Genomic DNA, 21,361 nt, shown 5'->3' with positions numbered 1-21,361 from the left:
CCGGTTTTCTCTGGCGATCATGCTCAAACGCAGAGATAGAGCGATTCCATCGGGATGGAACAGGCTCTAGTCTGCCAGTCTGCTAAAACCCAGAGACATGGTTTGAGGAGACCCGCTGCATATCGGCCTCAACCATCTCGGCGACCAGATCCTCCAGTTGAACCGTGGGACTCCAGTCTAGTACCTCTTTCGCAAGAGAGGGGTCGCCGACAAGAAGGTCAACCTCCGATGGTCTGTAGAAAGCTGGGTCAACAGATACAACGATGTTCCCCGTAGCTCGGTCGATGCCTAGCTCGTTGTGCCCCGTTCCTTGCCAATCCAGGGAGATGCCGCAGGCGCTCGCGGCCATTTCGACGAAATCACGAACGGTATGTGTTCTGCCGGTCGCCACGACAAAATCCATCACAGGCGCCGTTTGCAGCATCCTCCACATGGCGTCGACGTAGTCCCTGGCGTGGCCCCAATCTCGTTTCGCCTCCAGATTTCCGACCCGCAGGGGTCCCTCGCCCTTCACCGCGTATTTGGCCATGCCAAGCGTCACTTTTCGAGGGAGAAACTCCACGCCCCGCAACGGCGACTCGTGATTGAAGAGGATACCGCTGCAGCAATGCAACCCGTATGCTTCCCTGTAGTTTACAACGGTCCAATGCGCGAACAATTTGGCGATGCCATAGGGACTGCGCGGGTAAAAGGGGGTCGTTTCAGTCTGCGGAACCTGTTGCACTTTGCCGAACATTTCGGACGTTGAAGCCTGATAAAATTTTGCCGTCGGGACGACGGTTCTGACGCCTTCAAGCAATCTCAAGGCGCCGACCCCGGTCACCTGAGTTGTGTAGATGGGCTGCGTAAAAGAATCGCCGACAAAGCTCTGAGCCGCGAGGTTGTATATTTCGTCGGGTTTGATTTTCTCCAGCACTGCACGCACGTTTGAGTCTTCGGTCAGCTCCATCGACGCGAATTCGATATCGTCCAGAACCTGAAGACTTTGCAGGCGCCATGTGCCAATGCCCGACGTACGGCGCATGGAGCCGACCACACGGTATCCCTTGTCGAGCAGCAGCTTCGATAGATAGGCTCCATCCTGACCGGTGATGCCCGTTATGAATGCGGTCTTGTTTGCCACAGCCTGTTGCCCCTTCGCGCGCGCGAATTGTGGATTCCCCTTGTCGTGCGCTATGGCAATGTTTTGGGGTGAAGGCAAAGGGATTCGGGCAAAGCATGAGGAATGCGTTTTTTACGATTTCATCCTGGAATTATCTCCACTATTCCCGGGCGCTTGCGTCTTCGTTTGCCCGTCACCATCCAGACTTTTCATGCATACTTGCCATCGCCGACACACGTCGGGAGGATTTGGGAAGCGACGTCTTTCCCGAGTTCGACGCTCATATTTTCTTCGACGATCTCGATCTGCAAGATCATCGCGCCTTCAGTTTTCGCTACGATGTCATGGAGCTGAATACGGCGATCAAGCCGACGGTATTTCGGCAACTTTTCGCCGAAGGTTTTGATCGCGTCATTTACCTCGATCCGGACATCCTTGCCTATCGCCGTTTCGACGAGATCTTGCAGGCGTTGGATGAGGGAGCGACGTCCGTCCTGACGCCGCACGCTCTTGCGCCAAACCTCCATTCCGAAAGTCCAAACGACCTGACCTTCATGCGATCGGGAATATACAATCTGGGATTTCTGGCCCTCGCCAAGACGGACGAGACGTCGGCTCTGCTGGAGTGGTGGGAGACGCGCCTGCGAAACGAGTGCGTCTCAAATCGCCTGAGCGACGGGATTTTCGTTGACCAGAAGTTCATGGACCTGTGGCCCGCCTATTGCTCCGGCACGCACATCCTGCGCGATCCGGCTTACAACGTAGCGTACTGGAACCTGGACACCCGAACGATCAAAAAGACGAGTGAGAGATACGAGATCAACGGCTTTCCACTCGCTTTCTTTCACTTCAGCGGGATCACACCCGGCGACCGGAGCGTCCTATCAAAGCACCAGCAGCGGTGGAAGCCAACGTCTAACGAGGCGTTAGGAGGCCTGTTGGTCGATTATCATGACCGATTGGAAGATTTCGGAGCAAGCAGGTTTTCCATAGTGCCCTATGGCTTCGGGACGTTTTCTGACGGCATCGATATTCCGAACCTGGCGCGAATTATCTATCGTGAGAAGCTCGAGCCTTTCGAGGGCGATCCCTTCGCCCTGATGCCCGATATTCTCGACCGTCCAGCCGACATCAATCCAAACCCCGGTGGTGTGGTCACGCAGCTCGCGCACGCGCTCTGGACGACGAGACGCGATCTGCAATCCTACTTCCCCCTCCAAGAGGGGCGATCCCAGATAAACTACGCCGACTGGTATATCTCCGGTGGCGCAAAGTCGGCCGGGATTCCTTCCAGGTTCACGAAAACGGTCGCCAAAAGAATTAGGCAACTTGACGCTTCGCGGACCGGCCCGAATGGAACACCAGACGTTTCGGCCAAAACCTCGGTCATTGCAACTCGTGTCGCGCGCCGTGCCTATCGAACTCTCCTAAGAGCTCAACCTCACATTCGCTGGCTCTATAGAATGGTGCCGCCGGCCAGGCGAAAGCAATTTCTCGATGCGATGTTCAGGCGTGCCTGGCCCGCAAGTGTCGATACAACAACCCAGACTACGCTTGCGCCCGGGCTATCCCTCATCGGTTACCCTTTTTCAGAAACGGGCGTCGGTGAAGCAATGCGCTCGCTGGCCCGATCAATTGAGAGCGCGGGCATCAATTACGATGTCACGAATTTTGACGAGCAGGTTCTTTCGTCGCACAGGGACAGAGCCCTGACGCACCGTATCGCCGCGCGACCTTCCAAAATGGTGAACGTTTTCTGCGTCAACGCCGACATGCTGGGGTCGACCATTCATGGAGTCGGCGTCGGCATTCTGAAGAACAGATACAATATCGTCAGGCCTTTCTGGGAACTGCCTCTGATCTATCCGCAATGGTTGGATAGCTTGCAAGATGTCGACGAAATTTGGGCGCCGACGGCCTTCGTCCGTGACGCCTTCATAGCCGGTACGAACCGTCCGGTTACGCACATCCCGGTGGCTATATCCGTCCCGCCCGACATTGAGCCGAACCGGGAGCGTTTTCAGATTCCAAAGGATTCCACCGCATTTTTGTTTGCATTCGACTTCTCGTCCTACCCGGACCGCAAGAACCCGGATGCCGTGTTGCAGGCCTATCTTCGCGCGTTCGGACAGGACCGCAATCGACGGATTTCCTTGGTGATCAAGACAATGGGCAACAGCCCACACAAACGCGCAATTCTGAATTCAATTCGTGGTCTGGCGCAGACCGACAAGCGGGTTGTCTTGATTGACGAGGTTCTGACTCGAACCGAAACATATTGCCTGACAAAATCCTGCGATGTCTTCGTCTCGTTGCATCGCTCGGAAGGCTTCGGATTGGGAATTGCCGAAGCCATGGCGATGGGCAAGGCCGTTATTTCAACGGACTTTTCGGGAAGCAAAGACTTCGTCAGCACGCAAACGGGTTTTCCGATTCCATACCGATTGATCAGCGTGGAGCCCGATCAATACCCCTATTTCATCGAAGGGCAGAAATGGGCCGATCCCGACATAGATGAAGCTGCCCGGGTCATGGCGCAACTTGCGGACAATATCGAGACCGTCACTTCGGTCGGCGAGCGCGCTCGGACCTACATGGCTGCGGTGCACAGCCCCGAGGTGGTCGGCAAGGTGATCGCAAATCGCCTTCAAGACATCCAAGGATACAGGAATTCCATATCGAAATACTGAACAGCCCATAGCGATGGCCAGGTGCAGCAGCTATTCGCGGCTATGTGGGAGCAGCAGCCAATCCCCCTGCTCCCTCGCCGATCGCTCCACCAGCGACCCACTAGGACGGCGCACCCGCTCGCAGCCTCCAACTAGAAGGAAATCTTCAGGCCCAGCTTGCCGCCGACATTCGAACTGTCCGCCGACCACTTGCCGCGGACCTCGCCGCTCACTGTCTTGGTTTGCGACACTTTCAGATTGAAACCGGTCGACAGCGCAACCGAGAAATCGGCATCATCGAAGTCGATCTCCCTGGTGTCGATATCCGTCGTGTTCTTGTAGTTGAAGCGCTGTTGAAACTCCGTCCGCGCGTAGGGGCTGAACACCATGCTGTTTTCCAGCGGATAGTCCGCATAGATGCCCGGTTCGAACTTGACCGCCCCGAAGGACAGGCGGCTCTTGCCGAACTCGTTGCCGCCGCTGTCCGTATAGGAATCGCCGCGGAAGGAAACGCCGAGCAAGCCGCCGCGCAGGTCGAACCGGGCGCGGTCGCCCAGCTTGAAGATATGGCCGACCGTCCCGGTGACGGCAAAGCCCTTGGTGTCGTAGCTGCCTGTGGTGCCGAGCACGCCGTTGGTCACGTCGCTTCCGCCGATGAAGCCGGAAGCGGAGACCAGCGCGTAGTCGTAGTTCTTGCGGAACAGCGCGTAGCCGCCGAACATGCCGGCCTTGTTGGTGCCTTCGCCGATGGCATCAAATCCCCGGAACGCGCCGAGGTTGACATCGGTCGAGGCATAGCCGGTGAAAACGCCGATGTTCAGGCCATACTCATTGTCGAACTGGAAGTGTTTGGCGGCATTGAAATCCAGGCTGATGGCGGCCGAAAAATCATTGGCATCGAAGCTCGGGCCGGGGCCATTCAAACCACCGCCACTGATGTCGTAGCCGTCATGTTCGGTATGAGCGAACTGGCCGGAGGCGAACACGCCGAAGCTGGACGAAACCGGCACCATTGCACCCCCGGTCGCGGGCGAGAGGTTGAGGTCGGACTCGAGCGCGTCACGGTTTATGCCGTAGAGAGCGTCGATTGCCACCGCGACCGCGCCGGCGTTGGTGGCGCTGGTGGGCGCCGCGGCAATACCGAAATTGGCCGGCGTGGCACGCAGGAACAAGCCATTCGGGCCAGCTACGATTTCATAGGTGAAAAGCGACCCCGGCGTGCCGGGAATGCCTTGGACATTGAAGGTCCCGGCAATCGGCCCGCTAGTCGAGACGATGAGCGGGATATCGGTCGCCTGGGCGAATTGCGGCGTACCCAGCAGATTGACGATGATGGTGTTGGCGCCGGTGGCCGAAAACGCGTTGGCAACGAGTTGATCCGACTGCAGCGTCTGTTGGTTGATGTCGAGGCTGATGCTGGCGCCGTTGAGTGTGAGGCCGCCGAGCGTCAACACGTCGTCGGCGATACCGTCCGTCATGTTGATCAGAGAATTCGTCGCGATGATCGAACCCGGCATGGTGACGTTGCCGTTGATGAACAGCGTCGAGCCGTTGCCCAGGTTGAGCTGGTTGATGCCTTGTGTCCCACCGCTGAAGCGGAGCGTGGAATTGTCGGCCGAGAAATTGTCGAAGCCGGTGAAATTCTGGCTCTTGCCGCCGACAGCAAGGTCGGTGTCGGTGACGGTGCCATTGGCATTCGTTCCACTGAAAAGCACGCCATCGCGCAAATTGAGTGGATCGACCGCGCCCACATTGTCGATGATCAGGGTGTTGGGGCCGATACCGGTGACGTCGCCGCCGATCGTGCCGCCCGACAGATGAACGTGCTCTGCGTCGATGCCGCCGGTGATGGTGCCGCCAACGACCGAGACATTGTCGAAGCCGGCGCCGCCGGTGACGTTGCCGGCGACGGCGCCGCCGGAAACCGTGATCACGTCATCGCCGTTATCGCCGGTAAGACTGCCGCCGATCGTGCCGCCGCCGATATTCAGCGTGTCATTGCCGTCGCCACCGCTGACCGAGCTGCCGACGGTGCCGCCGGTCATGTTGAGCGTATCGTTGCCGTCGTTCGCCGAGACCGGCCCGCTGACCGTACCGCTGCTGATCACGATCAGATCGTCGCCGAGATCGCCGATGACCTCGCCGGTCAGGTTGCCGCCAGCGATGAAAATCCGGTCGTTGCCGTCATTGCCTTCGATGAAACCGGTGATCGAACCGCCACGGAAATCGATCGTGTCGTTGCCGGCGCCGCCGCTCACCGCGCCGCCGAGCGTGCCGCCGGTCATCAGGAAGCTGTCGTCGCCATCTTCGAGGCCGACAGAATCGATGCCGTTCCCACCCTCACCAAGGTCGATGCCGATACTGGCGTTGCCTGAGATCGTGACCTTGTCGTTCTGGCTGCCGGCGAAAATCGAACCGTCAATCCTGCCGCCGCTCACGTCAAAGGTGTTGCCGCCGCCTTGGCCGAAAACCGAACCGGTCACACGGCCCGCCGTCATGGTGAAAATATCGGCGCCGTCGCCGAGGTCGACGATGCCCGGAGCCGCGGTCATCCCGATGGTACCGCCATTGATGTTGACGGTGTCGTCGCCTTCGTTGCCGAATATGCTACCGCCGATGGTGGCCTTGCCGCCGACCGTTATCGTGTCGTTTCCGATATCTCCATCGACATAGAGATCGACCGCGGCATTGCCGTTTATGGTGATCTGGTCGTCGCCTGCGTTTCCGGTCACGTAGCTGCGGATCGCGCCCCCGCTGACAACCAGCGTGTCGTTGCCACCGTCACCACTCAGACTACCGTCGAGGATGCCACCGGTCATCGTGAAATGGTCGTCGCCGTCGCCAAGCCCGATGGCATCTCCTCCTTCCGAATCGCCGTAAACTATGGCGCCGTTCTTGATGGTGACGATATCGGCGCCGCCATTGGTGAAAACAGATCCGGTGACAACGCCGCTATTGCCATCGGTGACGCTTGTATCGTTGCCTAAGGTGATGGTGTCGATGCCATCTCCGCCGATGACTGAACCGTCGATTTCACCGCCGATCATCTCCAGCGAATTATTGCCTTCGCCAAGGTCGATGTCCTGAATGCTGCCGGCCTGGATGACGACCTTGTCATCGCCCGCCCCGGTATTGAGATTGGCCATGACGTTGGGGGCGAATGGCTCGCCGTCGAAATCCCCATAGGACATCTCAAGCTGGTCGTTGCCATCCAGGAGTTCGATGGTTCCATCCGCCGGTTGCAAGGAGGTCGACCCTACCGGCGGCAGGCCGGTTACGGCGGGCGTTGTCGCCGCGTCGTCGGTCAGGGTGCCGCCAAAAATGTTTACGATGTCGTCGCCATTGCCATCATAGTCGTTGACGATGACTAGTGACGAACTCAAGTCGAGCCCTTCGTACCCGGTGAACCGAGTCGTGAACACGCCATCGACGTCCTGAAAATCCCCGGTCGTCCTGCACTCCACGGTTACTGACGTCGTGTCAAACGGATTGCCTGCGCCGCTTGCAACGGCGGAGCAGGCTGCAGCGCCAGATATTTCGAACGTGGATGCTGCCGCTAACGCAAGCAACGAGACGCCCGCCAACTGATAGGCTTCGCACGGCACTTTCATTCGACCTCGCCTTACGAGAAATCGATACCGGCACTAAGGCAGATTGATATCGGACCATCGACCCATCTGATCGGGACTTGTTGTCAATCCGCCTGGCCGAGACTGTACGCGGCGAGTTGCTCTACGGCAATGGTTTGGCCGTTCGCCCTCGGCGACTATCAGGCCATCTGTGGCGAGAAGGTCACTATAGAAAAGCTCGAAATGATCTGTTCACCCCCAGGCCCACAGTTCAAAGGGTATATTTTATAGATCAGAATACGCTGCCGACACGGTCAAGTTTCCGGCATGTGCAATCTTGCGGTCGTAGCTTGCCCATATTTCACCGCCACACTGCTGCGCCCAGCGGTGGCAGAAAGAAAAATCGGTAGGCAGATCCAGTTCCGGCGTCACGATCTTGGCGAACGGCGTCAGGAAATTCTCGAACTGAGTGGTGTACTTGTTCTTTCGGTAACGAGACCGATCCACTGTCTCAGGCAACTTCTCGATTATCGTCGTCACGCAGTCGCGGGAGACAAGAAAGATACCCGTGCCACATAACGATACCCGGACAAAGCCTCCTAACTTTTGCCGGGGTTCGACAATGGTTCCAATAAACTCCAGGCTTTGTGCGAAGGCCTTGTCGAAGGGCAGCGCCGACAGTGAGTGGAGTTTTTGGAGATCGACCGTGCGCCGGGGATACAAAGTGCCGACCACCGGCTTGTCCAGCGCCAGCATCGCCGCGATGAGATCGGGGGAAAAGCCCATGTCGCTGTCGATCATCAGGATGTGACTGCAATCCGGCTTCTTGTAGTAGAAATTCGTCAGCAGATAGTTCCGGGAAAACGGGATATCCGTGTATTCGATTTCCGACAGCGTGAAGGCGTAGCCGGACAGGCTCTTGTGGGTCAGGGCCGCGAAGAGGCTGCGAACGAAGACGCTTTTGTAGGCCGCTCCATAAACCGGCAGCGCAAGGTTGATCTTGATCGGCATCGTGTCCTCCCACAGTCCAGTGTGAGTCCATACAAATCCCTTTTCCCTATCTTTGACATGATTCTTGGTATAAATTTTTTGCTGGCCTTCGGCGGCACGGGGTCCATACGGTTAGGCATGATTGTGTTGCGTCGTGGTGCGCTTCGAAGGTTGCAAGACCAGGATCGACGCAGACCGGAACGGGCATGTTGATATGACCCATTGCCATAGACTCCTGCTTCGCATTCCCCTGCTTCTGCTTCTCGTGCTTCTTGGCTCGGCTGGCGCGCGCGCCGCGGTCGAGCAGAACCCGCCGCCGCAGCCGCGCAATCGGCTGGCGATCGTCATCGGCAATTCGAACTATCAAAGCTCCCGGCTCGAGCATCTCCCCAATGCGGCAAACGATGCCACACGGCTTTCAGAGAGTCTGAAGCGGCTGAATTTCGAAGTGCTGACGGGAACCGATCTTTCGACAGAGGGTTTCGCCAAACTGCTTCGAGACGCTGATGCAAAATTGCCGACAACCAGTGCCGTCTTGATTTTCTATGCCGGCCATGGCGTGCAGTTGCGTGGCGAGAACTACCTGCTCCCGGTCGACACGCCCGATCCTGAAAGCCTGGAAAAACTGACGGCCAGCGCGATCAAGCTGAATGATGTGATCGCTAGGTTCGCGCGCCGGGACCGCCAGACATTCATATTCCTGGACGCATGCCGCAACAATCCGCTCGGTCCCGGCGCCGGCGCGGGCGATGGTCTGGCACAAGTTGACGTCGGTGAAAACACGTTCATTGCCTTTGCCACTCAGCCCGGCAATGTCACAGCCGACGGCGGCGGCGAAAACAGCCCGTTTACCATTGCGTTGCTGAAGAATCTCGAGATTCCCGGGCTCAGCGTCTCGGACATGATGATCCGCGTCCGCAACGAAACCGAAGCGTTGACGGTTGGCCGTCAAGTGCCGTGGGATCAATCGAACCTGCGCGAGCAGTTCTATTTCACGGAGCAGCAGGCACTCGATCCGGCACAGTTGAGCGCAAGCCTTTCGCGAATTCTGGCGGACCCCATCGCAAAGAAGAGATTGCAGGTCGAGCTTGCCTCCAACGACCTGCAAACTGCCGTGCTTGTCGTCGGGCAGACTTTGCGGTCGGTCGAAATTCCGGCACCGCCGGCCGATTTACCGGCGCCGGTTGGCACCCAGGTCGCCAATCTGTCTGCAACTGAAAGTGTTGAAGATGCTCGCCAAAGCGTCGTCTCCGGCCTCGAAACCCTCATTGTCGGCGCATCGGCGGGCGAAGCGGACAAGGACAAGGCGGGCGATCTCGCGCGCAGCATCCAGACTGAACTTCGTCGCCTGGGTTGCTACCGGATGCAGGTTGATGGCGACTGGGGCACGGGCTCCATCCGCGCCCTCACCGACTATTACAAAAACACCAAGCAAGTCGCATCGACAACCGAGCCGACCGTCGGACTGCTCGGCGATCTCTTTCTGCGCTCCGGCAGAATCTGCAAGCAGCCGGTCATCGTCAAGGCCAAGCCGGCCAAAGTTGCGTCGGATGCCGACCCCTCGCGAACCAGTTCCGGCCGCAAGGCTGCGAAACGCTCACAGGCCGCCCCACAACGCCCAGCAGCCCCGCCGCCAGACATTGGTGCGGGCATCGGCATTGGTGGTGTGTTTTAGGTATCGGCGATCAGGCAAGCTTCATTATCGGCAGATTGTCCATCGGCGCGATCACGCGGATCAAGACCGCGGGATCGCGACCGAATCTTCCTTGATCATTGCCTGGTGAACACGCCCGTGTAGGTCTGGCCGGCAAGCGCATAGGTTGCGGCCAGGGTCGCGTCGGGCAGCATCATAAAACTGACGTCCGCGCCATTCGGGAGGCGCCCAAGCTTCAAAGTAGTCCCTACAATTCTTCCTTCGCCGGCAGCCTCTCCCGGATTGTTGTCGCCCAGAATTCCCCACGCATAGGTGACCGTCACCCCTCCCTTCGAAGAAATCGTCTGCACGGCGAGTTTGCCTTCATACATTCCCTCCAATCGTCCAGCCCACATGCCCGAAAACGCAGCGTACCTTGTTGGAACGCCCTTCGCTGGGGGAGTGATCGTCACGGATTGATCCATGACTGCCGAGCCAGGGGAAACAGCGGCAGGACCCAAGGCGGGCTGGGAAGGAATGGTGGCTGGACCCAACGCAGGTTCGGGAGCGGCGGATTGCGGCGCTTCAGGAGCCGATTGGCATGCGGCGAGCGCAACTGCCGCGAGGGCCAGCATCGTGTTCCGCATCGAATTCTCCACATCGTCCTCCGACTGACATATCCGAAAGCCCGCCGACCGGCAGAAAGTTCCATTCCCTCCCCAGGGCCGGATGGCCCCTGATAGGCCGAACAGTGGCCCCAATAAATAGCCGCGTATCGACCGCGTGGCTACATTGCGCGGGCAGGCTTTAGGTGGCCTGGCGACGCGCACTTCGCTGCGTTGCGATCTCGTTGGTTTTCCTCTGGGCGATCACCCTCTATATAGCTCATGATAATTCCATCCGGGGGCATCGTATATGTTGACTCGCGTTCGTGCCGTGGTCGTTGGTGGCGGCTGTGTCGGCGCAGGCATTCTTTACGGCCTGGCGAAGCGCGGCTGGAGCGATGTCGCGTTGCTGGAGCGAACGCAGCTTACCGCCGGTTCGACCTGGCATGCGGCCGGGCTCATACCCTCCTTTGCGCGCAGTCTCAACGTCGGCCGCATGATCGCCAAATCCATCGAGATCTATGAAGGCCTCGAGGCCGAGACCGGTCAGAAGGTTGGTTGGCACAAATGCGGCCAGCTGCGCATCGCCAACACACGCGACCGGCTCGACGAATATCGCAGCTACATGGACGTCGCGGAGGTCCAGGGCGTGCGGGCGCGGATCGTATCGCCGGCCGAGGCGCGCGAGATCTGGCCGCTCCTCAACAACAGCGGCATGCTGGGCGCCCTGTATCATCCCGATGACGGCCACATCGCGCCTGCGGACGTGACCCAGGCCATGGCCAAGGGCGCGCGCGACCTCGGCGCCAAGATCCATCTCGGCACCGAAGTAACGGGTTTCGAGCGGATGCCGGACGGCGACTGGAAGGTCAGAACCTCCCGTGGCGACATCGTCTGCGAGCATGTCATCCTCGCCACGGGCAATTATGCACGCCAGACCGGCGCCATGCTGGGCCTCGACATTCCCGCAATCCCGATCGTGCACCAGTACTGGGTCACCGACGCGGTGCCCGAAATCGTGGAACGCAAGCGGCTGGGCCTTCCGGAGATGCCGATCCTGAGGGACGAGGGTTACGAGGGTTACCTGCGCGAAGAGGGGGACGGGCTGATGTTCGGCCCCTACGAGCGCACCGAACAGCTCAAGCTGTTCGCCGAGAACGGCGTGCCGGAATGGTTCGGTGCCGACCTGCTCGATGAGGATTTCGACGCCGTTTCCTGGAACTGGGAGCGGGCGAGCGAACTGGTGCCCGCGCTCGGGCGCGCCGGCATCAAGAGGAATGTGCGCGGACCTTTCCAGATGACGGCCGATGAGCTGCCGCTGATGGGCCCGGCCTGGGGGCTCGAGAATGTCTGGCTCGCCGAAGGCGTACCGGGTGGCATCCTGTGGGGCGGAGCGATCGGCCATTATCTTTCAGAGCGGATTGTCGAGGGCGGCAACAGCCTCGACACGGCGGAACTGGATCCGCGGCGCTTCGGCGAATATGCCAACAAGAGCTGGACCCGGGAGAAGGTAAGGGAAGCGTGGGGCACCCATGCGGCACAGCACTATCCCGGCCAGGACATGCCGGCGGCCCGGCCGCAGAAAACGGCTCCGTCCTACGACCGCCTCAGCCAGCTCGGCGCGGTGTGGGACGTGCTGAACGGCTGGGAGATGCCGAGCTGGTTCGCACCCTCGGGTGTCGAGGCGCGCAACGTGTACAGCTGGCGCTGGACCGCCAAGGGCAACTATGTCGGCGAGGAGGTTCACGCCGTCCGCAACACCGTCGGCCTGGTCGAAATGACGCCAATGACCAAGTTCGAGGTCAGCGGCGCGGGCGCCGAGGACTGGCTCGACGGGATCCTCGCCAACCGGTTGCCTCGCCCCGGTCGCATCGCTCTCGCGCATCATCTCACGCCCGCCGGCGGCGTGCAGGCCGAATATGTGGTGGCACGGCTACAGAGCGACCTCTTCTACCTCGTCTCGACGCCGCGCGCCGAGCGCTGGAACTACGACGACCTCAGTCGACTGCTGCCGAAGGACGGCAGTGTGCACCTGCGCAACGTCACCAACGATCGCGGCAGCTTCACCGTGGTCGGGCCAAGGGCGCGCGACGTGCTGCAACCGCTGACCGAGATCGATCTGTCCAACGAGGCTTTCCCCTGGTTCAGCGTGCAGTCGGCCACCGTCGGCCTGGCCAGCGACGTGCGTCTGATGCGCGTCAACTACTCGGGCGAGCTCGGCTGGGAGCTTTACCATCCGCTTTGCTATCAGCGGCACTTGCTGGACGCGCTTCTGGCATCCGGACAGGCGCACGGGCTGAGGCTGGTCGGGCTTCAGGCACTGGAATCACTGCGTCTCGACAAGTCCTACCGCGCCATGTACCGCGATATGAATCTCGAACTGTCAGCCTGGGAAAGCGGCCTCGACCGCTTCATAAGGCTCGACAAGGGCGACTTCATCGGCAGCGCGGCGCTGGCCGCGAAGCAAAAGCAGGGCACAGCGCGGCGGATCGTCACGCTGTCCATCGATACGGATGGTGCGAGCGCCTTTGCCTGTGAGGGCGTCTACCGCGACGGCAAGCTTGTCGGCCACGTCACCTCGGCGGGCTACTCCTATACTTTTGGCCACGACATAGCACTCGCGCTGCTGCCGCCGGAACTCGGAGCCCGCGGCACTGCGCTGGAGGTTTCAATTCTCGGCGAGCGCCGCCCGGCAAGGGTGATCTCCGACTCTCCCTATGACCCGGAAGGCGCGCGCGGGCGCATGTGAGGCACCGAGGGGGATCAATCAGGTCGCCATCGCGTCTCAAAAAAGCGGTGACGTCGTCACGCACACGACGTTCGAGTGGAGACTATTTCCCGAACCTCTGCGGCAGGGACGCGAGCGGCGTTCTCACGGCTCCATTGCCTTGAGCGCCGCCGGAACCGGATAGCGGCTGCCGTCATAGCGCAACCGGTAAGTCCGCTTCACGGACTTGCCGGGATGGGACTGGCACTCGCCATTCTTGTCGGGCAAGGGATTGTCGGTGTCCGCCCGCTCGACCGCGATGATGTCATGGTAGCCATGATGGCTCGCCGAGCTCATCGCCAGGCTGACCTGGCTGGTATGAAAGGACCCGGCGCAATTGGCGTCGCCCTCGCCGCCATTGCCGGCCACGGCAAGGCCGCCGAGCACCAACCGCAGGGTATCGCCGGCGAGGGCATAGAGCCGCAGGCCGGTTTCGGCGAAGGGAGTGGCCTGCGAATGGGTTGCCAATTCGATGCGCAGGCCGAAGGCGGTGACAGCTGGCGACAGCGTGTAGCGGCCGGTATCGAATTCGATCTTGCGGATGGCGATGGCGTCATCGTTCGCTAGCCCGGGCTGGAGCAGGCGCTGGCGCACCTGCCGGCTCTTCCTGTCGACAACCAGAAGCTCGATATCACCGACATGCCCGCCGTCGCTGGATTTGACGCTGTCGATCAGCGGCACTGCGACCAGCAGCAGGCCGTCATGGGCAGGCCAGGTCTTGCAGACCAGGCCAAATGGCGTTTCGCCGTCCGGAAGCGTCAGCGGGATGCTGATATGGGGTTCGAGCGTCAAGGCGGCGCCGTCGCTGCTCTTCCGAGCCTTGGGATAGGCCTGCTGCACGAGGGCGACAACATCGCCGCAATCGCCGGCCGCGGTCCAGGCGGGCGACGGACCGGCGACGGCGAGGCCGAGGAAGAGGGTATGCAGCAGTATGCGCATCGATTTCTCGCGTTGCAGGGCCGGATTTCGCCAGGACTGTCTACGCGAGATCGCTGGCGGCGCACAGGTGTGCAGGCTCACCCAGGGCCCACCGAATGCCATCGCGAGCACCTGCCTGTTTGGTATGCTGATATCTTGCCTATTTGGTATGCTGGTATAATATGTACCTGACATAGCGTGCCCCAAAGGTTACGCTGTGCTCGTGTGTGGCAGCAAAGCCGATCGTGTTTTTGGGAGGAAATACCATGAGATTTGCAACTGTGGCGGCGCTCGCCGGCGCCGTAATGGTGGGCGCTACCGCAATGCCGGCAATGGCGTCCTCGGATGCGCCGGTCATCGCTCTCGCCAACGCCTATTACGGCAACACCTGGCGCCATCAGATGGTGGAAGCGTTCGAAGCCTCGGCCAAGGAAGCCAAGGCCGCCGGACAGATCGCCGATTACATCGTCATGAACGGCGATGGTTCGGTCGCGCAGCAAAACAGCCAGATCGCCGAGCTGATCCTCAAGAAGGTCGATGTGCTCGCCGTCGACGCCGCCTCGGAAACCGCGGTCAATGGCATCATCGAAAAAGCCTGCAAAGCCGGCATCATCGTCATCTCTTTCGATTCCGTGGCCTCGGCGCCCTGCAACTACCAGCTCAATTTTGACTTCAAGGGCTACAAGGCGACCCAGGCCGAGGCGGTCTTCAAGATGCTCGGCGGCAAGGGCAACGTCATCCAGGTGCGCGGCGTGAAAGGCTCGGCGCCAGACAACGACATGTTCAATGCGCAGCAGTCGGTGCTGGCGAAATACCCTGACATCAAGGTGGTTGCGACCGTCTATGGCCAGGCGACCGCTTCGGTAGCGCAGGCGGCGATCGCCAATGTGCTGCCCTCGCTGCCGCATGTAGACGCCGTGCTCGGCCAGGGCGGCAGCGACGACGTCGGCATCGCACAGGCCTTCGTCCAGTATGGCGGCGATTATCAGGGCAAGATGCCGGTCATCGAGGGTGGCGGCGGCACCGACTTCGTCAAATGGTGGGCCGACGAGAATGCCAAGAATGGCTACCAGACCGTGTCGATGAACACCACGCCGGGCATCGGCGGCGCCGCCTTCTGGCTTGGCCTGTCGCTGCTGAAGGGCGCCAAGGCGCCCAAGCTGATGATCATGCCGGTGGCGACGGTCGACGCCGGCAACCTCAAGGAGTACGCCAAGCTGCCGGGCGGCCAGATCATCAGCCCGAGCTACTCGCTGGACTGGGTAAAGCAGAACCTGCTGAGCAAATAACAGGACGGCTCCCCCCTCGATCGGGCGCAGCGGACAGCCGCGCCCGATCTCGAAGAATCGGAGGACGAATGTCCCAGCTTGCCGTTGCCGAACAGGACAGTGCCGTCTCCACGGCGCGGCCGGCCCCTATCCGGCAAAGCGTCGTCTCGCTCACCGGGATAACCAAGAGCTTTGGACCGACGCTCGCCAATGCCGGGATCGACCTCTCGGTCGCTGCCGGCGACGTGATCGGACTGGTCGGCGGCAATGGCGCCGGAAAATCGACGCTGATGCGCATCCTGTGCGGCGCGATGTGGCCGACGCTCGGCTCCATCTCTTTTGCCGGCGAAGAGATCGGGTTCGCCGACTACGGCACCGGCGAAGCGCAGCGACGCGGCATCCGCATGGTGCATCAGGAGTTGTCGCTCTGCGGCAACCTCTCGATCGCCGAGAACTTCTTTCTGGAAATCCCTGGCGACGCGTCAAACCGGCCCGGCTGGCGGGCGCTCTATCGGGCCCGCGCCCGCGAGGCGCTCGACGCCGTCTTTCCCGGCAACGGCATCGATGCCGGCGCCGAGGTCGGTCACCTCTCCATCGCCGAACGGCAGATGGTCGAGATCGCCCGCGCCGCCGCGACGCCCGGCGTCAGGCTGATCGTGCTCGACGAGCCGACCTCGTCGCTCGATCTCGACCGCTCCAAACAGCTCAGAGCCTTCATCCGCGAGCGGGCGAAGGCCGGGCTAGCCTTCATCTTCATCAGCCACAAGCTGCAGGAGATCATCGACATCGCCAGCGAGATCGTGGTGCTGCGCAACGGACGCACGGCATGGCAGGGCCATGTCGCGGACGCCTCGATCGGCAAGTTGGTGCAGCTGATGGGCGGCGATGCCAATCCGGTGCATCAGCACGCCGTCACCGCAGCTTCCGCCCAGGACGTGCTGGTGCGGCTCTCCGGACCGCTGACGGGCGAACTCGGCCGCGACATCGATATCGTGCGCAGCGAAATCGTCGGCCTGGCCGGCCTCGAAGGCAGCGGCCAGAAGGAGCTGCTGCATGCGATCTTCAGCCCCGACCGCAAGCAAAACGCGGCGGTCACGAGACATGCGCAAGCCGGATTCATCGCCGGAGACCGGCAAAAGGAAGGCGTGTTCCCGCTGTGGAGCGTGCTGGGAAACATCAGCATCGGTGCACTTGCCCGCCGGCCGGTGCTCAGCCTGGTTTCCGACCGCGCCAACCGCGAGACGGCCGCCGATGCCGCCGGCCGGCTGCGGCTGGACGACAGTCGCTTCCAGTCCAACATCACCGAGCTCAGCGGCGGCAACCAGCAAAAGGCCCTGGTCGCCCGGGCGCTGGTTGCCGACACCCCGATCATCCTGCTCGACGACCCGACGCGAGGCGTGGATATCGCCACCAAGCAGGATTTCTACCGGCTGTGCAACGAGATTGCGCGCAGCGGACGCGCACTGGTCTGGCATACGACCGAGGAGGCCGAACTACTGGCCTGCGACCGCGTGCTGGTCTTTGCCGGCGGGCGGATCGTCAGAGAGCTGACGGGCGACGCAATCACCGAATCGGCCGTTGTCGCCGCCTCTTTCGTGCAGCCGGCGGACAAGCTTGCCGGCGCCGGGCAGAAGGATGCCGCGACGGCCGGGCTTAGCCGCAGGCTGGTGAATGCGGCGCCGTTCATCGGCCTTGCAGCAGTGCTCGCCGTGATGATCTCGGCCAATCCCGCCGTCGCCTCCATCTTCGGCCTCGACCTGCTGCTGATGCCGGCGCTGTCGCTGGTGCTGGTGACTGCGGCACAGATGTTCATCGTCGGCGGCAGCGAGATCGACCTCGGCGTCGGCGCCTTCGCCGGCCTCGTCAGCGTTCTCAGTGCCACGCTGCTCTATGACCAGCCGTGGCTCGGCGCGTTGGCGCTGGGGGCGGCGCTCGCTGCCTATGCGGGGCTTGGCGGGCTGATCCAGGCACGCAAGATCCCGGCCATCGTCGTCACCCTCGGTGCCTCCTTCATCTGGGTCGGGCTGGGCTATGCGCTGCAGCCGACGCCCGGCGGCGCCAGCCCGGAATGGCTGTCGGCGCTCTTCAACTGGTCGCTCGGCATGGTGCCGACCTCCGTCATCCTCATCGCCGCCGTCGCGCTGATCGTCTTCGTCATCGACCGGCTGCCGCTCGGCGTGGTGCTGCGCGGCTTCGGCAACAATCCAACCGCGATGATGCGCTCCGGCTGGTCGCCGACGCGCTATGCGCTGGTGCGCTATCTCATCGCCGGGCTGTTTGTGGCCGCCGCCGGCCTGTCGCTGACGGCGATCAATACGGCGAGCGACATCAATTCGGGTAACTCGTTCACCCTGCTCAGCGTCGCCGCCGTGGTGATGGGCGGCTGCTCGCTTCTCGGCGGCATCATTTCGCCGGTCGGCGCCGTCGCCGGTGCGGTAACGCTGTCGCTGATCGGCGCCCTTCTCGGCACGCTGAATGTCAGCAGCGATTTCAACGCCGCGACACAAGGCCTGATCCTGATCGCACTGCTGACGCTGCGCAGCCTGACCGCCGACCGCAGGGGCGAACAATGAACGCCCTGATCGCCTTCAGCCTCTGGGCGCAGAGGAACCGCTGGATCTGGGCGGCGATCGGCGTGCTGCTGTTGTGGCTGGTGCTGTCGGTGGTCACCAACCGCTTCAGCCTGTCCAGCCTCTCGGGGATCATACTGTCGGCGTCCTTCCTGACGGTGGTCGGCATCGGCCAGATGTTCGTGGTGACGACCGGGCGCGGCAACATCGACCTCTCGGTTGCCTCGGTGATCACACTCAGCGCCTTCGTCGCGCTGCTCACCATCAAGGGCCAGGATGCCAATCTCGCCATCGGCGTCGCCGCCGCGATCCTGCTCGGCCTTGCCATCGGCGTGCTGAATTCGTTGCTGGTCGTCGGGCTGGGCATACCGGCCATCATCGCGACACTGGCGACCGGCTACGTGCTGGCGACCGCGACGCTGCTGTCGAACCGGGCGATAGCGGGCTTCGCCGTCAGCCCGGCGCTGAAATACCTGGCATCCGGGCGCGTTGTCGGCGTGCCTGTCATGGCCATCATCGCCATCCTCGGCGTGGCGGCGGCGTCCTTCGTGCTGCGCTACACGGTGTTCGGGCAGCTTTTGTCGGCGGTCGGCCAGAACCGCACTGCCGCGCGGCTCGCAGGCATCAGGAACGGCCCGGTGATCGCATCCGCGTTCATCATCTCGTCGGTGCTGGCGTCGCTCGACGGGCTGCTGCTGGGCGCCTATATCGGCGGCGCCTTCCTCGAAATGGGCCAGCCCTATCTGTTGCAGTCGATTGCCGCGGTGGTGCTCGGCGGAACACTGATCTTTGGCGGCTCGGCGACCGCGCTCGGCACCCTTTTCGCCAGCATCCTGCTCATCCTGATCGTCACGACCATGCAGATCATCGGCCTGCCGCCGGGCGTCCAGGACATCGTGCAAGGCATCGTCGTCATCTTCGTGCTCGCCCTTGCCGGACGGCAGGCGATGGTGCGGCGATCAGCTGCCGATCCCTCCGGCAACGACGACGCTGCCACCGTCCCGACGGGCGGACAGCAGTCATGACGTGCACCGCATTCACCATTATCGGATTGCCAAAATCTGGTAGCGTGATTATACCAGTTGATAAGTTGACGACGGACGATGCCGTCGGTGGAGATCAGGAGTAGTGACCAGATGACAACGATTGCGCTGTTCGGTGCCGGCGGAAAAATGGGTTACCGCCTATCCACCAATTTTCGCGGATCGCCCTACACGATACGTCATGTCGAGGTTAGTGATGCCGGCCGCGAACGGCTGAAGACCGGGCTGGGCTTCGATACGGTCAGCGCCGACGAGGCGCTCAAGGGCGCCGATGTGGTGATCCTGGCCGTTCCGGACACGCATATCGGCAAGGTGGCTTCCAGCATCGAGAGCAAGCTCGCCCCAGGCACGATGGTGGTGGTGCTCGACGCCGCCGCCCCATTCGCCGGTCATCTGCCGAAGCGGCCGGACCTGACCTATTTCGTCACCCATCCCTGCCATCCGCCGATCTTCAACGACGAGACCGACATGGCGGCCAAGAAGGACTATTTCGGCGGCGTCAAAGCCAAGCAGCATATGGTCAGCGCCCTGATGCAGGGACCTGAAGAGGATTACGCCAAGGGCGAGGCGATCGCGAAAATCATCTGGGCGCCGGTAATGCGCTCGCACCGCGTCACGGTCGAACAGATGGCGCTGCTGGAGCCCGGCCTTTCGGAGACGGTGTGCGCCTCGCTGTTGGTGGTCATGAAGGAAGCCGTCGATGAGGTCGTGGCACGCGGCGTCGACAAGCAGGCGGCGCTCGACTTCCTGCTCGGTCATATGAACGTGCTGGGCGCCGTCATCTTCGGAGAGACCAAGGGCGTTTTCTCGGACGCCTGCAACAAGGCGATCGAATTCGGCAAGCCGGTGCTGATGCGTGACGACTGGAAACGCGTGTTCGAGCCGGACGAGATCGCCGCCAGCATTCAGCGCATCACCTGAAAGAGGCCAACACAGGCGCTGGCCCGGAGTGCTTCGATGCGCCGGCGCACCATTGCCGACGCTCGGCTTTTGCCGCTCATCAGGTACATATCATCTGAATTTGTGATTGACTCATCATACCAGTTGGCTTAGCTGTTCATGGCTCGGATCGATAAGGTTTCGCAGGGAGTTCGAAGCCTGGACGAGTGGAGGACGGCTGGGGGAGCAACGATCCGTCGAGGGCAAGCCGGCAAAACGGCTTTTAGCCCGAAACGGTCCGCGGCCCGCGCTGCCTGACGAATTCGGATGCAGACAGAGGCCTTGGTCGATCAAGGCAATTTTCAAATGGGAGGACTTCATGAAACTCACACGCAGAATGACGCTTGCGGCTTTCGCCGGCGTGCTGGCGCTCGGCACCGCAGCGCCCGCCTATGCGGCGGATCTCATCGCCATCATCACGCCTTCGCACGACAATCCGTTCTTCAAGGCGGAAGCCGTCGGCGCCGAAGCCAAGGCAAAGGAGCTCGGCTACGAGGCCCTGGTGCTCGTCCATGACGACGACGCCAACAAGCAGTCCGAGCTGATCGACACCGCGATCGGCCGCGGCGCCAAGGCGATCATCCTCGACAATGCCGGCGCCGACGCCACCGTCGCCGCCGTGCAGAAGGCCAAGGACGCAGGCGTTCCGTCCTTCCTGATCGATCGCGAGATCAACGCCACCGGCGTCGCCGTCGCGCAGATCGTCTCCAACAATTACCAGGGGGCCCAGCTCGGCGCACAGGAATTCGTCAAGCTGATGGGCGAGAAGGGCAATTTCGTCGAACTGGTCGGCAAGGAATCCGACACCAATGCCGGCATTCGCTCCAAGGGTTATCACGACGTAATCGACGACTATCCGGACTTGAAGTTGGTTGCCCAGCAGTCGGCGAACTGGAGCCAGACGGAAGCCTATTCCAAGATGGAATCGATCCTGCAGGCCAACCCCGACATCAAGGGGGTGATCTCCGGCAACGACACGATGGCAATGGGCGCCTATGCGGCGCTTGCCGCCGCGAACCGCAAGGACGTCATCGTCGTCGGCTTCGACGGATCGAATGACGTGCGCGACTCCATCAGCTCCGGCGGCATCAAGGCGACTGTCCTGCAGCCGGCCTTTGCGCAGGCGCAAATGGCGGTCGAGCAGGCCAACGACTACATCAAGAACAAGAAGTCGCCGGCCAAGGAAAAGCAGCTGATGGACTGCGTTCTGGTCAATGGCGACAATGCCGCCAAGCTGGAGACCTTCGCGCTGACGAACTGAGCCCGCGTGGGATGGAATAGCGAGGGG

At 61.5% G+C, this 21,361-nt stretch carries 13 protein-coding genes; 8 read left to right on the top strand and 5 right to left on the bottom strand.

The window, feature by feature from the left end; genetic code table 11:
• Positions 1-82: 82 nt before the first annotated feature.
• Entirely contained in the window at positions 83-1,123 is a 1,041-nt protein-coding gene (gene gmd, locus AC1D10_RS15800) for a GDP-mannose 4,6-dehydratase (RefSeq protein WP_477273307.1), read from the bottom strand.
• Between the two features lie 95 nt (positions 1,124-1,218).
• On the opposite strand from gmd, the gene AC1D10_RS15795 reads away from it, so the two are divergent.
• Entirely contained in the window at positions 1,219-3,792 is a 2,574-nt protein-coding gene (locus AC1D10_RS15795) for a glycosyltransferase (protein WP_477273305.1), read from the top strand.
• Between the two features lie 131 nt (positions 3,793-3,923).
• On the opposite strand, the gene AC1D10_RS15790 is transcribed toward AC1D10_RS15795, so the two are convergent.
• Together AC1D10_RS15790 and AC1D10_RS15785 are read right to left on the bottom strand one after the other, a co-directional pair.
• The gene (locus AC1D10_RS15790; protein ID WP_477273302.1) at positions 3,924-7,193 is read right to left on the bottom strand and encodes an autotransporter; all 3,270 of its coding nucleotides are present in this window, start codon (positions 7,191-7,193) and stop codon (positions 3,924-3,926) included.
• 432 nt (positions 7,194-7,625) lie between these two features.
• Entirely contained in the window at positions 7,626-8,351 is a 726-nt protein-coding gene (locus AC1D10_RS15785; RefSeq protein WP_477273300.1) for a hypothetical protein, read from the bottom strand.
• 133 nt (positions 8,352-8,484) lie between these two features.
• Here AC1D10_RS15785 and AC1D10_RS15780 point away from each other — a divergent pair, with 133 nt between their 5' ends.
• A complete protein-coding gene (locus AC1D10_RS15780; protein ID WP_477273298.1) occupies positions 8,485-10,005 on the top strand; it encodes a caspase family protein in 1,521 nt (506 codons plus the stop codon).
• A 95-nt stretch (positions 10,006-10,100) separates the two neighbouring features.
• On the opposite strand, the gene AC1D10_RS15775 is transcribed toward AC1D10_RS15780, so the two are convergent.
• A complete protein-coding gene (locus AC1D10_RS15775) occupies positions 10,101-10,610 on the bottom strand; it encodes a hypothetical protein (protein ID WP_477273296.1) in 510 nt (169 codons plus the stop codon).
• Between the two features lie 268 nt (positions 10,611-10,878).
• On the opposite strand from AC1D10_RS15775, the gene AC1D10_RS15770 reads away from it, so the two are divergent.
• Positions 10,879-13,317 carry a GcvT family protein gene (locus tag AC1D10_RS15770; RefSeq protein WP_477273294.1) on the top strand — a complete coding sequence of 813 codons (2,439 nt, stop codon included), beginning with the start codon at positions 10,879-10,881 and terminating at the stop codon, positions 13,315-13,317.
• 123 nt (positions 13,318-13,440) lie between these two features.
• Here the strand turns inward: AC1D10_RS15770 and AC1D10_RS15765 are convergent, their stop codons facing one another.
• On the bottom strand, positions 13,441-14,274 hold the full coding sequence (locus tag AC1D10_RS15765; protein WP_477273292.1) for a PA3715 family protein: 834 nt from the start codon (positions 14,272-14,274) through the stop codon (positions 13,441-13,443).
• 245 nt (positions 14,275-14,519) lie between these two features.
• Here AC1D10_RS15765 and AC1D10_RS15760 point away from each other — a divergent pair, with 245 nt between their 5' ends.
• The 5 genes from AC1D10_RS15760 to AC1D10_RS15740 all read left to right on the top strand — a co-directional run bounded on the left by AC1D10_RS15760 (position 14,520) and on the right by AC1D10_RS15740 (position 21,334).
• On the top strand, positions 14,520-15,542 hold the full coding sequence (locus AC1D10_RS15760) for a substrate-binding domain-containing protein (RefSeq protein ID WP_477273290.1): 1,023 nt from the start codon (positions 14,520-14,522) through the stop codon (positions 15,540-15,542).
• Positions 15,543-15,610: 68 nt separating this feature from the next.
• The gene (locus tag AC1D10_RS15755) at positions 15,611-18,094 is read left to right on the top strand and encodes an ATP-binding cassette domain-containing protein (RefSeq protein ID WP_477273288.1); all 2,484 of its coding nucleotides are present in this window, start codon (positions 15,611-15,613) and stop codon (positions 18,092-18,094) included.
• Positions 18,091-19,116, top strand: a complete 1,026-nt coding sequence (locus tag AC1D10_RS15750) for an ABC transporter permease (protein WP_477273286.1) — start codon at positions 18,091-18,093, stop codon at positions 19,114-19,116. Before AC1D10_RS15755 ends, AC1D10_RS15750 begins: the two co-directional genes overlap by 4 nt.
• A 111-nt stretch (positions 19,117-19,227) precedes the next feature.
• On the top strand, positions 19,228-20,055 hold the full coding sequence (locus AC1D10_RS15745; RefSeq protein ID WP_477273284.1) for a phosphogluconate dehydrogenase C-terminal domain-containing protein: 828 nt from the start codon (positions 19,228-19,230) through the stop codon (positions 20,053-20,055).
• A gap of 337 nt (positions 20,056-20,392) precedes the next feature.
• Positions 20,393-21,334, top strand: coding sequence for a substrate-binding domain-containing protein (locus AC1D10_RS15740; RefSeq protein WP_477273282.1), 942 nt, complete (start codon positions 20,393-20,395; stop codon positions 21,332-21,334).
• The last annotated feature ends 27 nt before the right edge of the window (positions 21,335-21,361 follow it).

The organism is Mesorhizobium sp. P2_A8 (genome assembly GCF_056404935.1).
This window is presented reverse-complemented; position numbering and strand designations above follow the sequence as displayed.

Bases quoted from the DNA above. Each gene is read 5' to 3' on its own strand.
- AC1D10_RS15750 (WP_477273286.1), top strand. From the start codon at position 18,091: ATGAACGCCCTGATCGCCTTCAGCCTCTGGGCGCAGAGGAACCGCTGG.
- AC1D10_RS15745 (WP_477273284.1), top strand. From the start codon at position 19,228: ATGACAACGATTGCGCTGTTCGGTGCCGGCGGAAAAATGGGTTACCGC.
- AC1D10_RS15785 (WP_477273300.1), bottom strand. From the start codon at position 8,351: ATGCCGATCAAGATCAACCTTGCGCTGCCGGTTTATGGAGCGGCCTAC.
- AC1D10_RS15760 (WP_477273290.1), top strand. From the start codon at position 14,520: ATGAGATTTGCAACTGTGGCGGCGCTCGCCGGCGCCGTAATGGTGGGC.
- AC1D10_RS15765 (WP_477273292.1), bottom strand. From the start codon at position 14,274: ATGCGCATACTGCTGCATACCCTCTTCCTCGGCCTCGCCGTCGCCGGT.
- AC1D10_RS15795 (WP_477273305.1), top strand. From the start codon at position 1,219: ATGAGGAATGCGTTTTTTACGATTTCATCCTGGAATTATCTCCACTAT.
- AC1D10_RS15770 (WP_477273294.1), top strand. From the start codon at position 10,879: ATGTTGACTCGCGTTCGTGCCGTGGTCGTTGGTGGCGGCTGTGTCGGC.
- AC1D10_RS15755 (WP_477273288.1), top strand. From the start codon at position 15,611: ATGTCCCAGCTTGCCGTTGCCGAACAGGACAGTGCCGTCTCCACGGCG.
- AC1D10_RS15740 (WP_477273282.1), top strand. From the start codon at position 20,393: ATGAAACTCACACGCAGAATGACGCTTGCGGCTTTCGCCGGCGTGCTG.
- AC1D10_RS15775 (WP_477273296.1), bottom strand. From the start codon at position 10,610: ATGCGGAACACGATGCTGGCCCTCGCGGCAGTTGCGCTCGCCGCATGC.